A 19791-nucleotide genomic window follows, 5' to 3' on the forward strand; every position below is an offset into this window, starting at 1 on the left:
TTCGAGTCTCAAGTCTTCGGTCTCTGGTCTCGCGTTCCTCGTTCATCGTTTATCGTTCATCGTTCCTTCAGCCTTCTTCCCCAGCACATACTTATCAAACCACGCTATGTCCCAGGCCAGCTTCGCCTTGCGGTCCGTGTAGGTCATGAGCCCGTGGCCCTGTCCCGGATACATCACCAGTTCCGACGGAATATTCCGGTAGAAATTCAGCGCGCGGAATAAGGTGCGGGCATGCACCGCCGGCACGCGCTCATCGTCCTCGCCCACGTGAATCAGGGTCGGTGTGGTAATCTTGTCCGCATCCCACAGCGGGGAAGCCTTGCGGTAGGCATTCGGGTTAGACCACGGGAACCCCTGCTGGAAATTGATCACATGCCCCGGCGTGTCTTCCGTGCCCCACTGCATCGCCATATCAAGCACGCCCGCGCCGCTCGAGGCCGCCTTAAAGCGGTTCGTCTTGGTGATCAGGCAATTGGTCAAATATCCGCCGTTGGACCAGCCCGACACCGCCAGCTTGGAAGAGTCCGCAATCCCCCGCGCCACCATTGCGTCCACGCCCGTCAGAATGTCCTCGACTTCGATCTCGTTCTCATGTCCGACCAGATCCGTCAAAAACTTGTCGCCATAACCCACCGAGCCACGGTAGTTCGGTGCAAACACGGCCCAGCCGAGTGAGGCCCACAGTCCGCGTCCATAAATCCAGTATTGAAAATAGAGATGATCCGCATCCGTCGGTCCGCCGTGCAAAGCCACATGCATCGGCAGCTTCTGCCCCGGCTTGTAGTCATACGGCAGTTCCAGAATCCCTTCCACGTTGTCCCCGTGCGCGCCCTTCCAGGACACCACCTGAATATGCGGCAGCTTCCACGTGTCAATCTGCGGATTCACCCGCGTCAGCCGCTTCAGGCCGCCCTTTCCCGCCACCGCGCCGAAATAAATATCCGCCGGATGCGTCGTGTCGCTGATCGCCGCTGCAAAACTCTTTCCGTCGGGAGTCATGCTGAAGGTCTCGGCCACAATATCTCCCGGTGTCAGCACCCGGTACGCGCCCTGCTTTCCCCCCTCAATCCCGCTGATTACTGCCACCCGCACCCGCGCCTTCACATCGCTCAAAAAGCACAGATCGCTGGAGGTGCCGATCCACATCATCCGCGGTGAATCTCCCAAAGAAAACTCTTCAGGCCGCTTCAGCCGGAAACTCTGCACCGTAGCGCCATTCCACTGTGCCACCAAAAGTTCCGAAGGATACCCGTCAAAGGATTCGCGGAAGGCCAGCTTCTTCGAGTCCGCGCTCCACGTCAACCCGTCCAGCCAGCCATAAGGTGACGGCGTGTTCTTGCGCCAGAGTTCATCGGCCAGAGTGGTCACCTTCTGCGCGGCGGCATCGTACACGTCCACCCGCGAGAACCCTTCGTTCCAGATATCCGGTTCGGCATAGCGCGTGATCATCGCAATCTTCTGCTCGTCCGGCGACACCGCAAATTCCACAATGTACCGCTGCTCGTCAATCAGCTTGTCCGTGCGCCAGCTTGTCAGATCCAGTTTCCACACCTGCGTGTGCGTGTCCACACCCTTGCCGTAGGTCAGCTTGCTGTATTCCTCGCGCAGGTCTTTGAAATCCTCCGCAACCTTCTCCACCGGCGAAGAATAGTACAGCGTCTTCCCGTCGCGGGACATGGCATAGGCGCTTACACCCTTTTGAAGCCGCGTCACCGCCTGCGGCTCGCCTCCGTCCACCGCCACCCGCCACACCTGCGTTTCCTTGTTCAGCGGCGCCGGATCCCCTTCCTTGCCGCGAGAACTCAGGAAATAAATGGTCTTGCTGTCATGGCTCCAACGCGGCTCCGAATCCGCCGCCGGATCAAACGTCAACCGCCGCGACTCCCCACTCTTGGTGTCCACCACCCACAATTCCGTGTTGCGCCGTTCTGCCGACGGCTCCCACCGCATTTCGCTGTAGACCACATACCGCCCGTCCGGCGAAATCGCGCAGTCGGAAATAAACGCCTGCGTAAAATAGTCGTCCAAAGTAATCTCGTGGGTGCGCGCCGGAGCACTCACCGTCCCCTGAGCCAGACACACCGCCGAAACGCCCGCCAGCCCCATCACGGCCAGCAGGGCAAGCATCGCCAAACGCAACCGGATCATAGCATCAATCCTGTTAAATTGTGAGCCACCGACTGAATCCATAAAAGATGCAAAACTTCCCTCACGATTGCGAGCCGCAGCCTGTCGCCCGCCCATGCTTATAACAAACCATTCTACAAGCACTTGCATCATGGTTACGGTTCCCGCGCTTGCAACCTCACGACCTCCCCGGAGGCACACACAAATCAAAGCCGCGCAGGCTTTCACACCCGCGCGGCTCTTCACTTTCGGCGTTTCAGTATTTCAGCTTTTTCCTACTTGAGGAGCAGCACCTTCCGCGTCAGCATCTGCGGCCCGGCATGCAGCCGGCAGAAGTAGATGCCGTTGGGCAGATGATTCGCCTCAAACCGCGCACTGTGCGCACCGGCAGGCAGTGTGCCGTTCACCAGCGTCGCCACCTCGCGCCCCACCACGTCGTAGACTTTTAAGTCCACGTGCGCGGACTTGGGCAGCACAAACGGTACCGTCGTCGAAGGGTTAAACGGATTCGGGAAATTCGGCAGCAGCGCAAACCCTTCCGCCGTAACCGCCGGCGCAGGCCTCACGGCGTTGGGAACCACCACTTCGCCGGTGTGAATATCCAGCGCCACGCGCCACGATTCCCACAGCGAATCTTGCGCGTGCCAGCTATATTCGGCAACCCAAACGATCGCGTTCGGATTTTGCGGAAGGAACCATTGCAGGTTGCCTGCCATCAGGCTGATCTGCTGGATATTGTGCTGCGTGCGAATTTCCGCTCCGCCATTCTCTTCGGCAATCGCCATAATCGTATCGCTGTCCAGATAATCCAGCGGCAGCGTCAGCATGTTCGGCGGGAACTGGTTGTTCTGTGCCGTGTCCGGGGAAATGCGCCCGGATTCCACGTTCAGACTCAAACAGCGCTGGCGCTCCGGTGAGAAGAAAATGTAGGACCAGCCGCGCGCCCTGCCGTCTATGCCCACGCTGTCGCTGTTCGACCGGATCGTCATCAGTTGAAAATCGCTGCCGAATTCCGCTGCCATCGCCCGCACCGTGTCGAGGCTCTCATGAGCAGTGATCCAGTGGTTTAAGTGCATCAGCACCATATCCACCGAGGGAAGACTTGCGTCCGTGACGGTAATGGCCTGCGGAGTGCCCGTGTGATCCGGATCATAGTAGCCGATCAGATCCATTTCCCCGTCCATGCTCCCATCGTGATTGCCGTCGAGTGCACTAATCGGATAGTAGGTGCCGGGGCGGACAAAGGACGCCGTATAACTTCCGCCCACAGTGCTGATCACCGTTCCGGCAAGCAGGGTCCCATGCTCCCCAAACGGACTGACATCCATCAGACCCATCACGGCTCCCACGGGTGAACCGCCGCCCTCCATGCTGACCGCTCCACTCACGGCAAACTCTCCCAAGCTCGCCGCCGTCGTGTAGCACAGCGGGTACGGCATAGAAAGCAGGTCTCCCGTCGCGCTCCACGCCAGTTCCACCAGCCACAAAAAATCGGTATTCGCGGTATGCACCAGGTCCAGAGACATCGTCCGCAGGTCGGCGCTGTAGGAGACCCCCGCGAGGCTCATCGAATCCTGCGGGTCATGCGCCAGAAAACTCACGCACAGCCCTTCATCCCCGATATGCCGCGAGGTATCCAGCGGCTCGCTGAAGGTAAAGCTCACCGTACTGGCCGTGGCAACACCTACCGCGCCATTTTCCGGTACGCTTGAAACTACCGTCATCTGTCCCAGGGCCGCGGTCGCCAGCAGCGCCGCCGCCAGAAGTGAAAGAAAGAATCGCCTGTTCATCCCGCATTCCTTTTTGTGAATCGAATGTTGCCTTGAAGTTGTTATGACAATGCGCACTCACACGGCAACATTGCCGAAAGCATCGGCAGTCTGTCTATTGCAAAAAGAATGCTCTCCGCATCCTCCGGTTCTAAAGCATTGTATTGTGGGTATGTGACCTCACCACCCGTACCGCCGTTCGGCAATTCCGTCCTACTCTGCCAAGCAAAAGAAGCCGCGCGAAGCATGACACTCCGCGCGGCTCTTCATGTAGAACCCCTTCGACGCCGGGCAGGCGACACGGTACCCCTGCTACTTCACCAGCAGCATCTTCTGCGTCATGCTGAAGGATCCTGCCGTCAGACGGTAGAAGTAAATTCCTGAAGGCAGGCCCGCGCCGTCAAACTGTGCCGTGTGGCTGCCCGCGCTCATCGTGCCGCTGGCCAGCACCGCAATTTCCCGGCCCAGCATGTCAAACACCGACAGCTTCACCTTCTGCACGCTCGGCAGCGCGAACTGAATCTCCGTCGTCGGGTTGAAGGGATTCGGATAGTTCTGCGAAAGCGAAATCGCCGTCGGCAGCGTTCCGTGATGGACAATCGCTCCGTTCGCGATCAGCCCCATCTCAAAATCAATCTGCGTCAGGTTATCGCCGCTGACGGTAATGCTGTTCGCGAGTCCATCGTGATTCGGGTCGTAGTTTCCGCCTTCATCCCGGTCATCAATCTCGCCGTCGTGGTTGATGTCGCGGACCACGACAGGCCAATAGGTGCCGTCTCGCACGTAACTGACGGTATAATTGCCATCACCGGCGGTCAGTACCGCACCGGCCCGTGCGTAATGATCGGTATCTTCGTCCGGGTTGTGGTCCAACAGGGCCACAATGGCGCCATCCGAGTTGCCCGCATAAGTCACGTGCCCTGACACGGTCCGCTGTCCTACCGAAGTGGCCGTAGTAAACATTCCTACAATCGGCAGACCAAGGGAATCACCGGTCGTGCTGCGGATATTGGTGAACGCCCACACATAGTCCGTATTCGCCTGCAGATCTACCATCAGGGCCATCACGCGCAAATCGTGGCTGAAGCGGTGATCCGTCACCTCGAAGTTGGGGGGATCGAAACTCAGTACGGCCACGCAAGCGCCCGGATTGTTCCACCGCGCCGCCGTATCAATCGCCGCGCTGTAGATCCAGGACAAGGTGTCGCTCAATCCTGCCGTCCCGCCATTGGCAGGGTCACACACAACCAGGGTCATCTGCGAGTAGGCCGGGACAATACACACCACAACAAGAAGCATCACAGTAATAAACACACGTCGCATAGTTTCTCCGGAATTCATCGCTGGCTGAAAATCCAGCAATGGGTTAACCTTCTAATCCTTTCCGCCGCAATGATGTGCGGCGGGAACACGCTAAGATGCAAAATTTTCGCCAACAAAACCAGATCTGCGATTTGCCGTGCGCTCCCCACCCATGCGATCTCTCACACTTGCTAACCTCCTGATTGCGCACTGTCTGTCACGCTCCATTCAAAATGTGATATTTCAGCTTATCAAATTTCCGACATGCTCAAGAGGCGCGCATGTTCAACTCACAAGAAAAGCGACCGGAAATGATCCGGTCGCCTTGCAGTCTTTCAGATTTTCAGCCTTTCAGATTCTTCTTCAGGTGAAGATAATCTGCCCGCCCGCCGATATCTCGTAAAACTTGCCAACATTGATGATTGCTTCTGTTTGTGGGCAAAAGTCTTCCTTCTTCAGACCGAACATCTCCACCGTGGCCTTGCAGGCATATAGTTTAGCCCCGGCGTCGCGCACCATCTCCACGAATTCCGGAATCGGCGGAATGTCCAGCTTGTCCATCTGCTTTTTCATCATCCCCGTGGCAAAGGCCGACATTCCCGGCAGCATCCCCAGCATCGTCGGCATATGCATCCCCGGATTTCCCACGGTCGCCACTTTGATATGGTTCATCTTCTTCGTGATGATCGCTTCCAGTCCGAAGAAGGTGAAAAACAGATTCGCCTCGATGCCTTCCATCCGCGCACCGTTCCCCATAATCAGCCCCGGATAGATGCCTTCCAGCGATCCGCGCGAAATCACTATCGAGACCTTCTTGATTTTGTCGTCAGCCATCAGAGTTCTCCCTGTCTACGTTCGTTCCCAGACTCCGGTCTCCCCTTCATCCTTCCGCCTTCATCCTTCCGCCTTCATCCTTCATCCTTCAAATCATACGCAGCCTTGCGGCTTGCCCAGCCCCGCCGCCCGTGCCGCCTTCTTCGCCGGACCGTTGGGGAACAGTTCATAAAGCACATTCGTCGGAATCCCGCCCGCGTTCTTGATGCGGCGGATGGTCGGGATCTGACCGCTCGCCGTAAAATCATCCCGCATAAACCGGATCACCTTCCAGTGTCCGTCTGTCAGCTCAGAGATCCCATCTTCCAGAGCCAACTCCGGAGCCATCGCTTCCGTCCAATCCGCCGGGTTCTTCAGAAATCCTTCCTCGTCCACTTCGACGGTCTTTCCCGCCAATGTCTTCGTCGCCATAATGTATTCTCCAAAATGAGATGTTTGTCGTGTGAAATCTCTTCTGTTGGCAAATATCGTAACCGCTCGCACGGCGGTTGTCGGAGGGGTGGATCTTAGATCCGCCCGCGTAACATCGACCGCCCCACAAGGCGGGCACGACGTGTCGTGCCCCTACGGCAGATCCAACCCTGGTCAGTGTCCGGCTCTTGGGGACCGCGCGGCCTTCACGTAGAACCCCTACGCCGCCGAGCAGGCGACCCGGGTGCAGGGCTTAGCCCTGCTTGGCCATGCTCTTGGCAAACTGCAACAAAAAGTAAATCCCCCGCCGCACCTCCGGATCGCCCATCTGCCTGATGAGCATCGTCAGGGATACATCCTTCTGCACAGCGATATCCATCTTGCGGAAAAATCCCGTCGCATTATTGATCGAACTCAGCATGTCGGGCTGGGTCATGCTCTTGACCGTGTTCAGAATCGACACCACATTTTCCCGCAGGGCCCGCACGTCCTCCACCGAGTAGGAGGTCACAATCGTGTCCAGCACTCCGGTCATCTCGCGGAAGAAGGTGAAATAGCCCTTGCGGTCCAGTTCGTCCAGAGTCTCCAGCAATTCCTGGAACATCTGCTTGCCGATGGGCTTCATATCTTCGAAGAAATCCGCCGTGCTCGACATCTGGTCCAGCATATGGTTCAGATTCCGCGTATTGCGCAGCAGTTTCTTCACCAGCCGCAGCAGATCCCGCGAATCGAAATGCTCCGCCACGTCGTCCAGTTCGATCACTGCCGCCTGAAACAGATCCTTGCCCACCAAGGCCAGATCGCTCTTGAGTTCCTGCATGTCGCGGCGGTGGCGGCTCTCGGCTTCGATGTACTCGGTAATCCGGTCCAGCTTCGACTCGATGGCTTCGAGGCGCGCGGCCAGTGCATCATCACTCATCGGGTCTGCCTCATCTTTCCGGCCATTGTCATCTGGGCTTCAATCGGCATCTCAGCGCCTTTCAGCAGCAGATTCCAGTAGACCCAGCGGAAGGTCATCTTGCCCCAGTGGTTCATCCTCGTCTCTTCAAGCAGGGAGAACGGCCCCACGCCGGGCAACGGAAACTTCCCCGGCAGCGGTTCAACGTCATAGTTGAAATCGATCAGCACACCCTTGCCGAATCCCGATTCGATGAAGCAATTGGCATGGCCGTCAAACGTCCCCTTGAGATCCCGCCCTTCCGCCGCCCGCAGGATATTTTCCACCAGCACGTCCGACTGGAAGTGCGCCACCGACCCGGCCTTGGAACTCGGCAGGTTCGTCGCATCGCCCAGCACAAATACATTCTCGTAATCGCGCGACCGCAAGGTGTGCTTTTCCGTCGGGATGAAATTCAAATCATCTCCCATCCCCGACCGTCCGATCACCTCCGCCCCCATGTTGGTAGGAATCGTCACCAGCACATCGTAGCCAACTTCCCGCTTGTCCCAGGAGACAATCTTGTTCGCCGCGCTGTCCACGCCGGCGATGGCAAATTCCGTAGTCAGGGCAATATTCTTGCGCTGCAGAAACTCCCCAAGATACCGCGAGGCAATCGGCTTGGTAAAGGCTCCGGGAAGCGGCGTCACCAGCTCGATCCGCACCTTGTCCCGCATCCCCTGCTCCGTAAACCACCAGTCCGCCAAAAACACAAATTCCAGCGGGGCCACCGGGCATTTGATCGGCATCTCGGCAATACTCACCACCAGCCGTCCGCCTTCCCAGTACTTGAAGAAGTTCGCCAGCGCCGTCGAGCCTTCGATGGTATAGAAATCGAAAATGTTCTTGCGCCACCCGCCGTCCATCATCCCTTCGATCTCTTCGGGATGAATTCGGCTACCCGTCGCAATAATCAAATAGTCATAACCGATCTGCCGCCCATCCGCCAGGCGGACCCGGTTCTCTTTCGGTTCGATCACATCCACCGCCGCAGTGATCACATCCACTCCCGACGGATAGAAATCGCGGCTCGGCTTGATCACATCATCAGGCGCATAGATTCCGAAGGGGATAAACAGAAATCCCGGCTGGTAGTAATGCACGCGCGATTCGTCTATCAGCGTGATCTGCCACTCACGTTTGTCGAGCACCGGCGACAGCCTGTTGGCCATGATCGTTCCCCCGGTGCCGCCGCCCAAGATCAAAAGTCTCTTCATATCGGAGTGTCTTCCCTTATCCCTTATCCCTTATCCCTTATCTCTTCTCGCAGCACTTCAATCGCGCCGTGCAAAGAGTTCAGCACCCGGAAAAGCTGCTCGCGCTCTTCGGGCTTGAATCTCTTCAGCAACTGCTCATGAAAATCCAACTGAAATTCCGTCACATCCCGCGCGACCTTCCGGCCTGACGGCGTCAAGGTCAAGGTTCGCACCCGGCGGTCCTCCACCGATTCTGCGCGCTTCAAGAATTTCTTCACCACCAGCCCATCCACCAGCAAGGTTAACCGGCTGCGACCCAGATCCAAATCGCGCGCCACGTCCGACGGCGTGGAGGCTCCCCGATTAGCCACCGACTGCAGCACCCGCCCTTCGGCTACCGACAGGCGGAACCGGGTAAATATCTGTTCTTCCTTGGCCTGACAGCACAAGGCCAGCTCATGCGTGAGGGCCATGAGGCCAGTCGCCTGCGCACTCAGTGCTTCCGTGGCGGATTTTACTTCACCCTGCGAATAGTTCATGGCATGAAGATACGCCAACCTTATCAAAATGTCAAGTCCCTTTTTTAACAAAGTATTTATTTATATTGCTGTTTTATAACTATATAAGTGTTTTGTTTATCGCCCAAGAGGCAGAACTCCGGTCTCTTCGGCCTTCAATCCGCCATCTGAAGCAAACGCCCTGTAACCATTGATGTTGACAAAAGGATGTTGTAAATTGAACGGCAAGTCCAGTTTCTTTAGGCTGCTGATCGCTCCATGAACGAACCTTCTTCTCTTTGGCCGCACACCGGCGCTATCCTGATCGGCGCGGATTATCGGTATTCCGGCTCTGCACCGCAGGGGAAACCCATGTGGGATGGAAAAATCATGCTTGAGCATGTGCTCCGCCCCCTGCTGAGTGTCTGCCGTTCGGTGGTCATCGTGGGAGATGGCGGCGTACCCCTGCCGCAGGATGAGCGCATCCGCCAGATCGAGGATCCTCATCCCCAGCGCAGCCTGCTGTCCAGCCTCGAAGTCCTGCTCGCCAGCACCTTGGATAGCGGCTATCTGGTGGCAACCTGCAACCAGCCGTTTATGACGATTCCGCTGCTGCGGCAGCTCATAGAAGCCCATCCATCCGTCGCGCACCTGTTCCTCGTGCCGCGCGGCACCTCCTTTCATCCCTTCCCGGGCTATTACCCGGCCTCGCTGCTGGAGGATGTGCGCCAGACTTTGAAGTCGGACTGTCCCTCCCTGCGCCATCTTACCCGGCAATGCCCGCCCATCTGGGTTCCCCTTTCCCAGATGGAAGAGAACCACCTGCTGACCGTCAACCCGCCCGCCCAGCTTGAGCGGCTACAGCAGTTGGCCGGACACAACAACATCTCCATCTGAGATCGCAGCCATTCGGCGTTTTCCGTTTTGCTTTCGCTCTTTGAAGACTTATTGTATCCATAGTTACGGCATTATGCGCTTACGAGGATGAGGGAGTACGGTATTATGCATGATATTACTCGCAAGACTAACACGCTGCGCATCTCCACCGCCGAAGCGACGGTCCATATGCGCCCGGAGACCATTGAACGCATTCAGCGCAAGGACATTCCCAAGGGTGACGTGCTTGAAGTCGCCCGCGTCGCGGGAATTCAGGCTGCCAAGAATTGCAGTCAACTGATCCCCCTTGTTCATCCGGTGCCGGTCGAATTTGTCGGAATACTCTTTGCCATCGGCGAAAAGGAGATCGTCGTCACCGCCACCGTCAAAGCCATCGCCCGCACCGGCTTGGAGATGGAGGCCCTGACCGCCACCTCCACCGCCGCACTCACGATCTATGACATGATCCGGGTCTTTGATGACACCCTGGAGATCGACCGCATCCGGCTGGTGATCAAGAAAGGCAGTCGCTTCGATTACCGCGAGAGCTTTGCCAAGCCCCTGCGCGCTGCCGTGCTGGTAGTGTCCGATGCCATTGCCGCCGGGAACAAAGAGGATCTGGCGGGCAAACTCATCGCCGACCGCCTGCGCGGCGAAGGCCTCCGTGTGGAAGACTACAAAGTCGTTGCCTGTGATCCGCTGGCCATTGCCCCGGCCCTGGTGAGCTATGCCGACAAAATGTCGCTGGATTTGGTGCTGACTTCCGGCGGCACCGGTTTCGGCCCGCGGGATCACACGCCCGAAGCCACCACCACCGTCATCGAGCGCGAGATTCCCGGCATTCCCGAGGCCCTGCGAGCCTACGGTCAGGAACGCGCACCGCACTCCATGCTCACCCGCGGCAAGTCCGGCATTCGCGGCCATACGATTATCATCAATCTGCCCGGATCCAAGAAGGGCGTTGCCGAGGCCCTCGACGCGCTCTTCCCCGGCCTGCTGCACTCCTTCAAAATCCTGTGGGGCGGTGCGCATCCCGAAAAGAAAGCCCGCCCGGAAACCGCCGGATGATCCGTCCGTTCTGACTACAGCCTACAGTCAAAAGAGCACGGCAAGGCGTGCTCTTTTGCGTTTCCAATCTGCACTTGAAAGAGTGAGTCAAAAAGACTATATTTCTTCTGCGGTGCAACCCGCAAGCCATTACTTTTTCATTCTCTTAACGTCTGTTCTGCCACTGCTTGTAAAGCGGACTCTTCGGATGCACAGGTCGTCTGAATCGCCCGCCGACGCTGCTTGCAGGCACTGAACATCACTGGGTATTGACCATGAAACGCTTTGAAATGCGTGTGGACCCGCTCACGCAGGAAATTTATTACGAAGTTCCCGAAAAGGGCTATGCCCTGATGCGCGACCCGCTACTCAACAAGGGCAGCGCCTTCCCCTATCAGGAACGCAATGAATTCCACCTCACCGGATTGATTACCGACAGTGTCGGTTCCCTCGAACATCAGATCGAACGCGCCTACGAGAACTACTCTTCCAAGCGCACGGACCTCGGCAAGTACATCGCTCTTGAATCCCTGCTCGACCGCAACGAGACCCTGTTTTACGCGCTGATGATGCGTCATCTTGAAGAGATGCTGCCCATTGTGTATACGCCTACCGTGGGCCAGGCCTGTACGCAGATGTCGCACATCATGCGCCACTACCGCGGCGTCTACATCACTCCGCAAAACGTCGTCGCGGTGGAAGAGATTCTGGAGAGCGTCGGTCTGCCCAACATTTCGCTGATCGTCGTCACCGACGGCGAGCGCATTCTCGGTCTCGGCGACCTGGGCGCCAACGGCATGGGTATTCCCATCGGCAAGCTGGCGCTCTACATCGCTGCCGCGGGTATTCATCCGGCGTCGACGCTTCCCATCTGCCTCGACGTCGGCACCAACAACCAGCAACTGCTGGACGATCATCTCTATCTCGGCATCCGCCAGCGCCGTCTGACCGGCGATGCCTACTATGAAGTCGTCGAGCGCTTCGTGCAGGGTGTGCGCCGCATGTTTCCCCGCGCGCTGTTGCAGTGGGAAGACTTCGGCAAGCACAATGCCTTCAATCTGCTGGACCGCTACAGCCACCGCCTGCCCTGCTTCAATGACGATATTCAGGGCACGGGCGCAACGGCCGCCGCCGCTCTGATGACCGCCAAGAAGATTACCGGGCGCGACATGTGTGATGAGCGGGTGGCGATCCTCGGCTTCGGTCAGGCCGGAAGCGGTGTGGCCAATGCCATCTGCACCATGATGCATGAAGAAGAAGGCACGCCCCTTGATGAGGCCCGCCGCCGCATCTTCGCCTTCGATCTTCCCGGACTGTTGATGGACGGCATGAAGGTGGAGCCGTATCAGGCGCCCTTCTGCCAGCCCAGCGACGTGGCCGCCAACTGGCCGATCCCCCACGACCGTCCGCCGACACTGGCCGAAGTGGTGGAGCACGGCAAGATCACGACGCTGATCGGCCTTTCCGCTCAGCCCGGCGTCTTCGATGAGCCGCTGCTGCGCAAACTGATGAAGCATTGTGACCGTCCCGTGGTGCTGGCCCTGTCCAATCCTACGGCCAAGTGCGAGACCACGCCCGATGTGGTCATGCGCGCCACCGATGGCCGCGCGCTGATGGCGACGGGAAGTCCCTTCGCGCCGGTGCGTCTGCCCAATGGCCGCGAGCTGCACATCTCCCAATGCAATAACCTCTACATCTTCCCCGGCGTCGGTCTGGGTGCGATTGTCTGTCAGGCGTCGCGGGTTACGCACAGCATGTTCCACGCGGCAAGCTGCGCCATTTCCAAGATGGTGTCTCCCGAGCAGCGCGAGAATGGCATGCTGTTGCCGTCGCTGAAGCACATCCGGCAGGTCAGCTTCGAAGTCGCCATGGCCGTCGCCCGCCAGGCCCGCGAGGAGGGTCTCGGCATCCGCGAGTCCGATGAGCGCCTCGAGCACCTCATCCACGCCGCCATGTGGGAGCCGCACTACTACCCCTACCGCTCCCGCCCCATGAAGTAAGATACTCGCACAGCAAGCTGTGCAACTACGCATTCTTCCATTTCAGGTAATCCTTGTGTAGTTGCGCAGCTTGCTGCGCTCTTTCAAACCGCCCGCAGAGCGGTTATCTGAGGGGCGGATCTTAGATCCGCCCGCCTCGCGAAAGAACATATATCCCTAAAAACTGCGGTGTCGGCGGCTTGCCGCCGACACCATATTGCTGCCTTTCGGGCTGATAATCCGCGCCAAACCGGAGGTCGCCGCTTCGGTTCATCTCGAAAGGGGCCTCTCGCCGCCCATCCCAAAAGCGAGGCCCAGCCTCCGCTTTCCCATTTCCGATTTCTAATTGCCTATTTTGCGTTCTCCATGCCGCTTGACAACCCTGCCCACCCGTTCATATATTGTGACGGTGCACGGGTATTCGCCGAGGCAAAAAGGCAGGTGCGAAGACAATTTCCCGCTTTTCTTTTGGCATCCTGGTTTCTATGGCTTTTGGCGTCTTTTTTCAGCCTTTCAGATTCTCAGATTTTCAGCGTTTTCTTCGGGTTAAGTGGTTCGTTTGGTCAAAAAACATTTTCGATGCGAACACATCGACGCATCTCGCAGGTTTTGCAGGCGTGACGTCTCCGTAGTGACGATGTAAGCTCCCGGACAAAGGCGCATGAATTCTCTTCCCTTCATGGTCGGCACACTCTGCGTGCTGGCCCTTGCCTACCGCTACTACAGCGCGTTTCTCGCGACCAAGGTCGCGGTGCTCGATGATTCCCGAGTCACTCCGGCCTTCAAACAGAGTGACGGCAACAATTTTGTGCCGACCGGCAAGTGGGTGCTCTTCGGCCACCATTTTGCCGCCATTGCCGGAGCGGGCCCACTCATCGGGCCTGTGCTGGCGGCGCAATTCGGATTCATGCCGGGCTTTCTGTGGATGCTCATCGGCTCGGTGCTGGCCGGCGCGGTGCATGATTTCATTCTGCTCTTTGCCTCAGTGCGGCATGGCGGCAAATCGCTGGCCGACATTGCCCGCAGTGAGATCGGGCCGCTGGCAGGGCTCATGGCGGGAATTGCCATTCTGTTTGTGGTGATCATCTCGCTCTCCGGTCTCGGTCTGGCGGTGGTCAACGCGCTTAAAGACAGTGCGTGGGGTGTGTTCACCATCGGTTGCACGGTGCCCATTGCCATCTACATGGGTTTCCACACGCAGAAGATCCGCCCCGGTAAAATTACCGAGGCTACGATCTTCGGGGTGAGCCTGCTGTTCGCCGCCGTGATCTTTGGCCGCACTATCGCCAATTCCGGCGCGGCGGGCATCTTCACCTTTAATCAGACCCAGATCACCACCGGTCTGGTGATCTACGGCTTTCTGGCCTCCGTGCTGCCGGTGTGGATGCTGCTCGTGCCACGCGACTACCTGAGTTCCTATATGAAGCTCGGCACCATCGCGCTGCTTGTGGTCGGCATCATCATCGTGCATCCCACCATGCAGGCGCCAATGCTGAGTAAGTTCGCCTCCGGTGGCGGACCGATCATTCCCGGAGCCCTGTTCCCGTACCTGTTCATTACCATTGCCTGCGGAGCCATCAGCGGCTTCCATTCACTGGTTGGCTCCGGAACCACTCCCAAAATGATCAGCCGCGAATCGGACATTCGCACCATCGGCTACGGCGCGATGATCACCGAAGGCCTGATTGGCATCACCTGCCTCGTGGCGGTGTGCTGCCTGAACACCGGTGACTACTTCGCTATCAATGTTCCCCCGGCAAAATTCCAAACGCTGGGCATGACACAGGTGGAACTGCCGCAGCTTGCGCGGGAAGTGGGCGAGAATGTGGAAGGCCGCCCCGGCGGCGCGGTGTCGCTGGCCGTGAGCGTCGCCCACATCTTCTCCAAACTGCCCGGCATGAGCGGCCTGATGTCCTACTGGTATCATTTCCTGATTATGTTCGAGGCGCTGTTCATCCTCACCACCATTGATACCGGCACCCGCGTCGCCCGTTTTCTGGTGCAGGAATCGCTGGGCCGCCTGCATCCCAAATTAGGGGAGCACAACTGGCTTCCCGGCAACCTGATCACCAGCCTGATCGTCTGCGTGTCGTGGTCCTATTTCATCTACACCGGCTCCATCAGCACCATCTGGCCGATGTTCGGCGTGGCCAATCAACTGCTGGCCGGCATCGGTTTGTGCGTCGCCACCACCGTGATCATTCATCTCGGCAAGGCCCGCTATGCATGGATCACCGCGCTGCCCATGGCCTTTGTCATGGTGGCCACTCTGACCGCGGGCTGGGAGAACATCTTCAACAACTTCCTGCCACTGGCCCTCACCAATCCCCTGCTTGGGTATCTGGATTCGGCGCTTACGGCGGTGATGATGATTTGTGTGGTTTTCGTGCTTGTGACCTCTATGAAAAAATGGTGGGACACCCTTTATGGACCAGCGGCCATGATGCCCGAACCCGTGCGTGTTTCCACCGCCCGAAAGTGAGTTGTTGTTGATGGATTGGTATATTCAATGGGTCACAGGGTCTCCCTTCACCTCCGCGGCGATTCAGTTTGCGCTGCTTGGAACGCTCGGTGAATTGCTGTCGTTCTGGCTGCGTGTCAAGCAGGCCGCCCTGCCCTGCTCGCTGACGATTCTGCTGGGGAAAATCGCCGCCTGGGCGGTGCTGGGAATTATTATCAAGCTCGGCTTTACCGGAATGCGCGGCTTTGTGGCCTCGCTGAACGAGCACAGCCTGGTGCCGGAGTTTCTGACGGGCACCGTGGGCATGGCCTTTGTGCTGTCGGTGAACACCAATCTGTTCTTCGGCCCGCAGATGATGTTCATCCATCGCGTCGAAGAGAACCTGCTCGCGCGCCGCTGGGATATGGCCGGAATACAGAAGGCGTGGCTGACACTGCTCTGGTTCTGGATCCCCGCGCATACCATTACGTTTTCCTTGCCCAAGGACTTTCAAATCGGTCTGGCCGCGCTCTGGTCGGTGGCGCTGGGCCTGATCATGGGACTCACTGCACCGAAGAAGACCGCCTGACCACTCACCGGAGGGAATCCCTATGAGAACTCTTGCTCTGATTTTCGGACTTGCTCTGTGCGCCGCGCTCGCGTTCGGAACGGTGGACCTCGCGCATTTCGAAGCCATTCCCGGCTCGGGACAGGTGCGTTTCCAGTGGGGCACCACCACTGAAACCAACAACTACTTTTTCGAGATCTGGCGCAACGACACCTCGCAGGTGCAGATCACGGGACACGGCACGACCACGCAGCCGTGGGAATACTCCTGGACCGACCTGCATGCGGTCAACGAGACCCGTTACCGCTATACGCTGAAGACCGGCAGCACGTCGGGACGCGATTCCATCGCCAGCGTGATCGTGATTCCCCCGCACTGGGTAGCGCTCGGCAATTTTCTGACCCATGGCGGTCCGCGACTGGCGCAGCTTAACTGGGTAGCCTTAAGCGAGATCAACAACGTGCGCTTCGAGATTTTCCGCAACGGCACGTGGGTGGCGTCGGTAACCGGACACTCCAGCAACGTCCCTCACAACTACGCGTGGACCGATACGCTGGTGAACCATGGCGCCACCTATGAGTACTCGCTGTGGGCGGTAAACGTGGATGCTGCGCGCGATTCCCTCGCCACCTCCACGATTACACTCGGCGCGGACGAACTGCGCGCGCCGCTGCCACAGAGCGCGAAACTGTCGGCCTATCCCAACCCCTTCAATCCGGCGACAACACTCTCCTTCACCCTGACTGCGCCGCAGCGCCTGACGGTTACGGTCTATGACCTTAACGGTCGCGAGCGGCAGACGCTGGCGCGCGATCTGTTCGCCACCGGCGAGCACCGTCTGACCTTCGACGCGTCGGCGCTCCCCACAGGAGTCTATGTGGCCCGCATCACCGGCGAGCAGTTTAATGCCTCGCAGAAGCTGCTGCTGCTGAAGTAGCCGCCGTGATCACCGCCTATGCAAAGAGCCCCGCATCGCGCGGGGCTCTTTTGTTGTGATCCAATGGGAAGAGAAGCTACTTCAACAGTATCAGCTTCTGTGTCTGACGCACTTCTCCGGCTTCGAGCACCGCGAAGTAAAGACCGGAGGAATACTCACCGGCATTCCATGTCAGCTCATGCGCTCCCGCCGGCATCATTCCGTCCATCAGCACAGCCACCTGCTGCCCGAGCATATTGTAGATGGCCAGCCGCACATGCCTCATCGCCGACAGATCGAATCGCAGCGTGGTGACAGGATTGAAAGGATTGGGATAACTCGGGTGAAGCACTGTGCTGCGCGGAAGCGGTGCAGGAGGCGGTGTTGGTACATCCAGATTCATCGAGCGCAGGGTGTCGATGCAGGCGGACAGAATCGTCTGCGCGTCGCTCTCGTGCAGGAAGTACAACGGGAAAGTGAGCACGATCTCACCGGGACCGATCACTCCACACGGCTGGTTGGAAAAGCCGGAGCTGTCGGTGGACAGCACTACGGTGCGGTAGAGCACGCTCGTGTTGCCGGTTGGCCAGAGCAGGTCCACCTCCGGTAAATAGTCATAGCGGTTGGTGCCGAAGCGGATGAAATGCACCCGCGCCGTGTCCAGCGCGAAGCTCGGAAATCCGGAATGCGCTGAGGTGGCGCCGGAGAACTGCATGCCCGGCCGGTTCACATGATACATCGACGCGTAAACCGAATCGAGCTGCAGCGGAGCGAGCGATGCCCACGTCGCCGTGGCGCGGTTGATGCCTTCGGCCAGATGCAGGGTTCCCGCGCAGAATTCCCGGGAAATGCGCAGCAGTCTGCCGCCCGCGGCAACATAGCGGCGCAGCGCATCCTCTCGCGTGTCATTGCTGGACGTGGCGCGGTTCTCGTTGCACCAGATGACCAGATCATAGCGCGCCAGCGAGTCGGTGGTGCCGCACCCCGGTTCGCGGCAGTAGTCGAAGGGCTGGCCGATGGCCGTCATCAGGCGTTGATAAAGCGCGGTGGCGCTGTCGGCGGGAATGGCTCCCGCAGCCGGTGTGCCGGGCGCGGTTTCATCCATCACCAGAATGCGGCTCTGCGGAGCCCACGGCACCAGATCTACCGAATCGCTGTAGAAACTGTAGATTCCGAGGTCGTTGACGGCCTGCACACGGTAGATATTGTCATAGCCGCGACGGGGAGTGTTGTCCTGATAGGCCGGGGCAGTGGTTGCAAAGAGCGCGGTATCCACGACACCCGAGGTCAGGCGGGTCGTTCGAGTGACACGGTAGCCGGTCACATTCGGCTCGGAGCTTGGGTTCCAATTCAGTGTAACGGCGCCCTGCTCGGTGTGTCCGCTGAGGCCGGTCACCGGAAGCGCGGCGCCCACACGGCTCAGCACTTCGGCATAGACGCTGCCCTGCCCGCTGGTGTCGCGTGTCTCCAGTTGGAAGAGCCAGTCCGTGCCGTTTTGCAGCCCGGTGACAGTGAAGGTGGTGTCGGTGATCAGCGCGGTGTTGAATTGTTCCTGCTGGCCTGCTCCGGCGGAATCACGTCCGAAGAGATTGTAACCGATGAAGGTGCCGATGCTGGGCGGACTCCAGGCGAGCGTGACTGTTCCCGACGTACTGGATACGACGTGGAAGTTCTCGGCGGGTGCGGGTGGATGGTAGTTGTATCCGGAATCAAAGAGAGCCTGCGCGCGCGCCGCGTTGACATCCAGCGAGTCCAGGTTAGCACCCGAGAGAAAGGCCACGCTGATGTAGAGCGTGCTGTCGGGCGCAAGCTCAAATCCATTGGTGGCTGCGGGACCGAAACAGAGCAGCATCCGCCAATCGTCCACATGGCTCGACGTGTCCGATGAGTTTCCGGAGGACATGAGGCTGTACTTGTCCTCATCGACAGGCGGATCACCGCCGGTTAGACGGGCAAAGTTGCGAAACGTGATGCGAAGCTGATCCAGCGGCACCGGAGCGCCGGTAACCTTCATCGCCCATAGGCCGGGCGTGGGTGCGCCTCTCCAGAAATTGTATTTGCCCTGCACGGCCATCAGGCGGGTGTCATCATAGAAATTGCCGTCATGGGCGGAGGCATTGTCGCCGGTCTCACCTGCTGCGCCGATATCCGGATCGGCAAACAGAGCGAGATACACGTGATGCAGCGGATCGAGTCCCATATTGTGAATAAGGTAATCCACGAAGATGATGTCCCGCGCGATGTATCCCGGCCAGACGTGGGTACGCTGCGCGATGTGCACGCTGAGCGGCACATGGCCGTCGGGATCCATGCTGCGAACAAAGACAGGGGAAATGCTGTCCTGAAAGGCCGCATAGAACTCTTCGTAAGCACGGATCGAGTCCAGGCGCTCATAGAGCCGGCCACGATACTGAGTCAGACAGCAGGACTGCACCCACCAGTCGGCACTGGGATTTTGTGGAGGGTGCGTGCCGATATGCTCGGGCCAGAACTCCTCGGTGCCATTGTCACCGTCGGTGGTTGTGCTCACGCGGTGGCCAGCACCAATTTCCGCACCGACCCACACGCCGGCGGAAAAGAGAAAGTTGTTTCCGCTGTTAATCGGCCACTCCCAACCGTGATAGCCCGAAGTGGCATTGGGGTTGCCCCATACGCCGTAGTTGGAAAGCGTGGTACGAACCGCGCCCATCCGATGCTCCATAAGTGAGAACGTCGCGGCAGGATCGGCGTCATCGAGGCGAACCGTGCCGCGAACGGTGTGTTCGACAGCCGGGCGGGCAAAGCCAGCGCTCAGGATGGCGCTCATCAGCAGGGCAAGCAGGACGATTCCGAGAGCCTTCATGGCCTTTCTCCTTCGAAAAATGAAAGATTTCAGCCAAAAGTCAACAAGTA

General features: G+C 58.6%; 15 protein-coding genes. 6 read left to right on the forward strand and 9 right to left on the reverse strand.

Going from position 1 to position 19791, the window contains the following annotated elements:
- Positions 1-42: 42 nt before the first annotated feature.
- From VGL38_00955 to VGL38_00990, 8 genes are all read right to left on the reverse strand, one after another.
- A complete protein-coding gene (locus tag VGL38_00955; GenBank protein ID HEY3293986.1) occupies positions 43-2148 on the reverse strand; it encodes a S9 family peptidase in 2106 nt (701 codons plus the stop codon).
- A gap of 254 nt (positions 2149-2402) precedes the next feature.
- Complete coding sequence (locus VGL38_00960) at positions 2403-3917, reverse strand: T9SS type A sorting domain-containing protein (GenBank protein ID HEY3293987.1); 1515 nt, start codon at positions 3915-3917, stop codon at positions 2403-2405.
- Between the two features lie 291 nt (positions 3918-4208).
- The gene (locus VGL38_00965; GenBank protein ID HEY3293988.1) at positions 4209-5219 is read right to left on the reverse strand and encodes a T9SS type A sorting domain-containing protein; all 1011 of its coding nucleotides are present in this window, start codon (positions 5217-5219) and stop codon (positions 4209-4211) included.
- A 342-nt stretch (positions 5220-5561) separates the two neighbouring features.
- Entirely contained in the window at positions 5562-6032 is a 471-nt protein-coding gene (locus VGL38_00970; protein ID HEY3293989.1) for a DsrE/DsrF/DrsH-like family protein, read from the reverse strand.
- A 93-nt stretch (positions 6033-6125) separates the two neighbouring features.
- A complete protein-coding gene (locus tag VGL38_00975) occupies positions 6126-6443 on the reverse strand; it encodes a TusE/DsrC/DsvC family sulfur relay protein (GenBank protein ID HEY3293990.1) in 318 nt (105 codons plus the stop codon).
- A gap of 253 nt (positions 6444-6696) precedes the next feature.
- Entirely contained in the window at positions 6697-7362 is a 666-nt protein-coding gene (locus tag VGL38_00980) for a DUF1641 domain-containing protein (GenBank protein HEY3293991.1), read from the reverse strand.
- Positions 7359-8597: an FAD/NAD(P)-binding oxidoreductase gene (locus VGL38_00985; protein ID HEY3293992.1), complete on the reverse strand. Its 1239-nt coding sequence runs from the start codon at positions 8595-8597 to the stop codon at positions 7359-7361. Before VGL38_00985 ends, VGL38_00980 begins: the two co-directional genes overlap by 4 nt.
- A gap of 23 nt (positions 8598-8620) precedes the next feature.
- On the reverse strand, positions 8621-9133 hold the full coding sequence (locus tag VGL38_00990; GenBank protein HEY3293993.1) for a MarR family winged helix-turn-helix transcriptional regulator: 513 nt from the start codon (positions 9131-9133) through the stop codon (positions 8621-8623).
- Positions 9134-9352: 219 nt separating this feature from the next.
- Between VGL38_00990 and VGL38_00995 the strand changes: the two genes are divergently transcribed.
- The 6 genes from VGL38_00995 (at position 9353) to VGL38_01020 (ending at position 16920) form a co-directional block, all read left to right on the forward strand.
- Positions 9353-9970, forward strand: a complete 618-nt coding sequence (locus tag VGL38_00995; protein HEY3293994.1) for an NTP transferase domain-containing protein — start codon at positions 9353-9355, stop codon at positions 9968-9970.
- A 105-nt stretch (positions 9971-10075) separates the two neighbouring features.
- Positions 10076-11017, forward strand: coding sequence for a bifunctional molybdenum cofactor biosynthesis protein MoaC/MoaB (gene moaCB, locus VGL38_01000; GenBank protein HEY3293995.1), 942 nt, complete (start codon positions 10076-10078; stop codon positions 11015-11017).
- Positions 11018-11271: 254 nt separating this feature from the next.
- Positions 11272-12996: an NAD-dependent malic enzyme gene (locus tag VGL38_01005; GenBank protein HEY3293996.1), complete on the forward strand. Its 1725-nt coding sequence runs from the start codon at positions 11272-11274 to the stop codon at positions 12994-12996.
- A gap of 640 nt (positions 12997-13636) precedes the next feature.
- Positions 13637-15457, forward strand: a complete 1821-nt coding sequence (locus VGL38_01010; protein HEY3293997.1) for a carbon starvation protein A — start codon at positions 13637-13639, stop codon at positions 15455-15457.
- Positions 15458-15467: 10 nt separating this feature from the next.
- Positions 15468-16004: a hypothetical protein gene (locus VGL38_01015; protein HEY3293998.1), complete on the forward strand. Its 537-nt coding sequence runs from the start codon at positions 15468-15470 to the stop codon at positions 16002-16004.
- Positions 16005-16026: 22 nt separating this feature from the next.
- Positions 16027-16920, forward strand: coding sequence for a T9SS type A sorting domain-containing protein (locus VGL38_01020; GenBank protein ID HEY3293999.1), 894 nt, complete (start codon positions 16027-16029; stop codon positions 16918-16920).
- A 76-nt stretch (positions 16921-16996) separates the two neighbouring features.
- On the opposite strand, the gene VGL38_01025 is transcribed toward VGL38_01020, so the two are convergent.
- Positions 16997-19741, reverse strand: coding sequence for a fibronectin type III domain-containing protein (locus VGL38_01025; GenBank protein HEY3294000.1), 2745 nt, complete (start codon positions 19739-19741; stop codon positions 16997-16999).
- Between the last annotated feature and the right edge of the window lie 50 nt (positions 19742-19791).

The sequence above is a fragment of the bacterium genome (assembly GCA_036504735.1).
Taxonomy (GTDB): domain Bacteria; phylum Electryoneota; class RPQS01; order RPQS01; family RPQS01; genus DASXUQ01.

What these genes read in the sequence shown, in the direction of transcription:
- VGL38_00955 (HEY3293986.1), bottom strand. Translation starts at nt 2,148, where the DNA reads ATGATCCGGTTGCGTTTGGCGATGCTTGCCCTGCTGGCCGTGATGGGG.
- VGL38_00960 (HEY3293987.1), bottom strand. Translation starts at nt 3,917, where the DNA reads ATGAACAGGCGATTCTTTCTTTCACTTCTGGCGGCGGCGCTGCTGGCG.
- VGL38_00965 (HEY3293988.1), bottom strand. Translation starts at nt 5,219, where the DNA reads ATGCGACGTGTGTTTATTACTGTGATGCTTCTTGTTGTGGTGTGTATT.
- VGL38_00970 (HEY3293989.1), bottom strand. Translation starts at nt 6,032, where the DNA reads ATGGCTGACGACAAAATCAAGAAGGTCTCGATAGTGATTTCGCGCGGA.
- VGL38_00975 (HEY3293990.1), bottom strand. Translation starts at nt 6,443, where the DNA reads ATGGCGACGAAGACATTGGCGGGAAAGACCGTCGAAGTGGACGAGGAA.
- VGL38_00980 (HEY3293991.1), bottom strand. Translation starts at nt 7,362, where the DNA reads ATGAGTGATGATGCACTGGCCGCGCGCCTCGAAGCCATCGAGTCGAAG.
- VGL38_00985 (HEY3293992.1), bottom strand. Translation starts at nt 8,597, where the DNA reads ATGAAGAGACTTTTGATCTTGGGCGGCGGCACCGGGGGAACGATCATG.
- VGL38_00995 (HEY3293994.1), top strand. Translation starts at nt 9,353, where the DNA reads ATGAACGAACCTTCTTCTCTTTGGCCGCACACCGGCGCTATCCTGATC.
- moaCB (HEY3293995.1), top strand. Translation starts at nt 10,076, where the DNA reads ATGCATGATATTACTCGCAAGACTAACACGCTGCGCATCTCCACCGCC.
- VGL38_01005 (HEY3293996.1), top strand. Translation starts at nt 11,272, where the DNA reads ATGAAACGCTTTGAAATGCGTGTGGACCCGCTCACGCAGGAAATTTAT.
- VGL38_01010 (HEY3293997.1), top strand. Translation starts at nt 13,637, where the DNA reads ATGAATTCTCTTCCCTTCATGGTCGGCACACTCTGCGTGCTGGCCCTT.
- VGL38_01015 (HEY3293998.1), top strand. Translation starts at nt 15,468, where the DNA reads ATGGATTGGTATATTCAATGGGTCACAGGGTCTCCCTTCACCTCCGCG.
- VGL38_01020 (HEY3293999.1), top strand. Translation starts at nt 16,027, where the DNA reads ATGAGAACTCTTGCTCTGATTTTCGGACTTGCTCTGTGCGCCGCGCTC.
- VGL38_01025 (HEY3294000.1), bottom strand. Translation starts at nt 19,741, where the DNA reads ATGAAGGCTCTCGGAATCGTCCTGCTTGCCCTGCTGATGAGCGCCATC.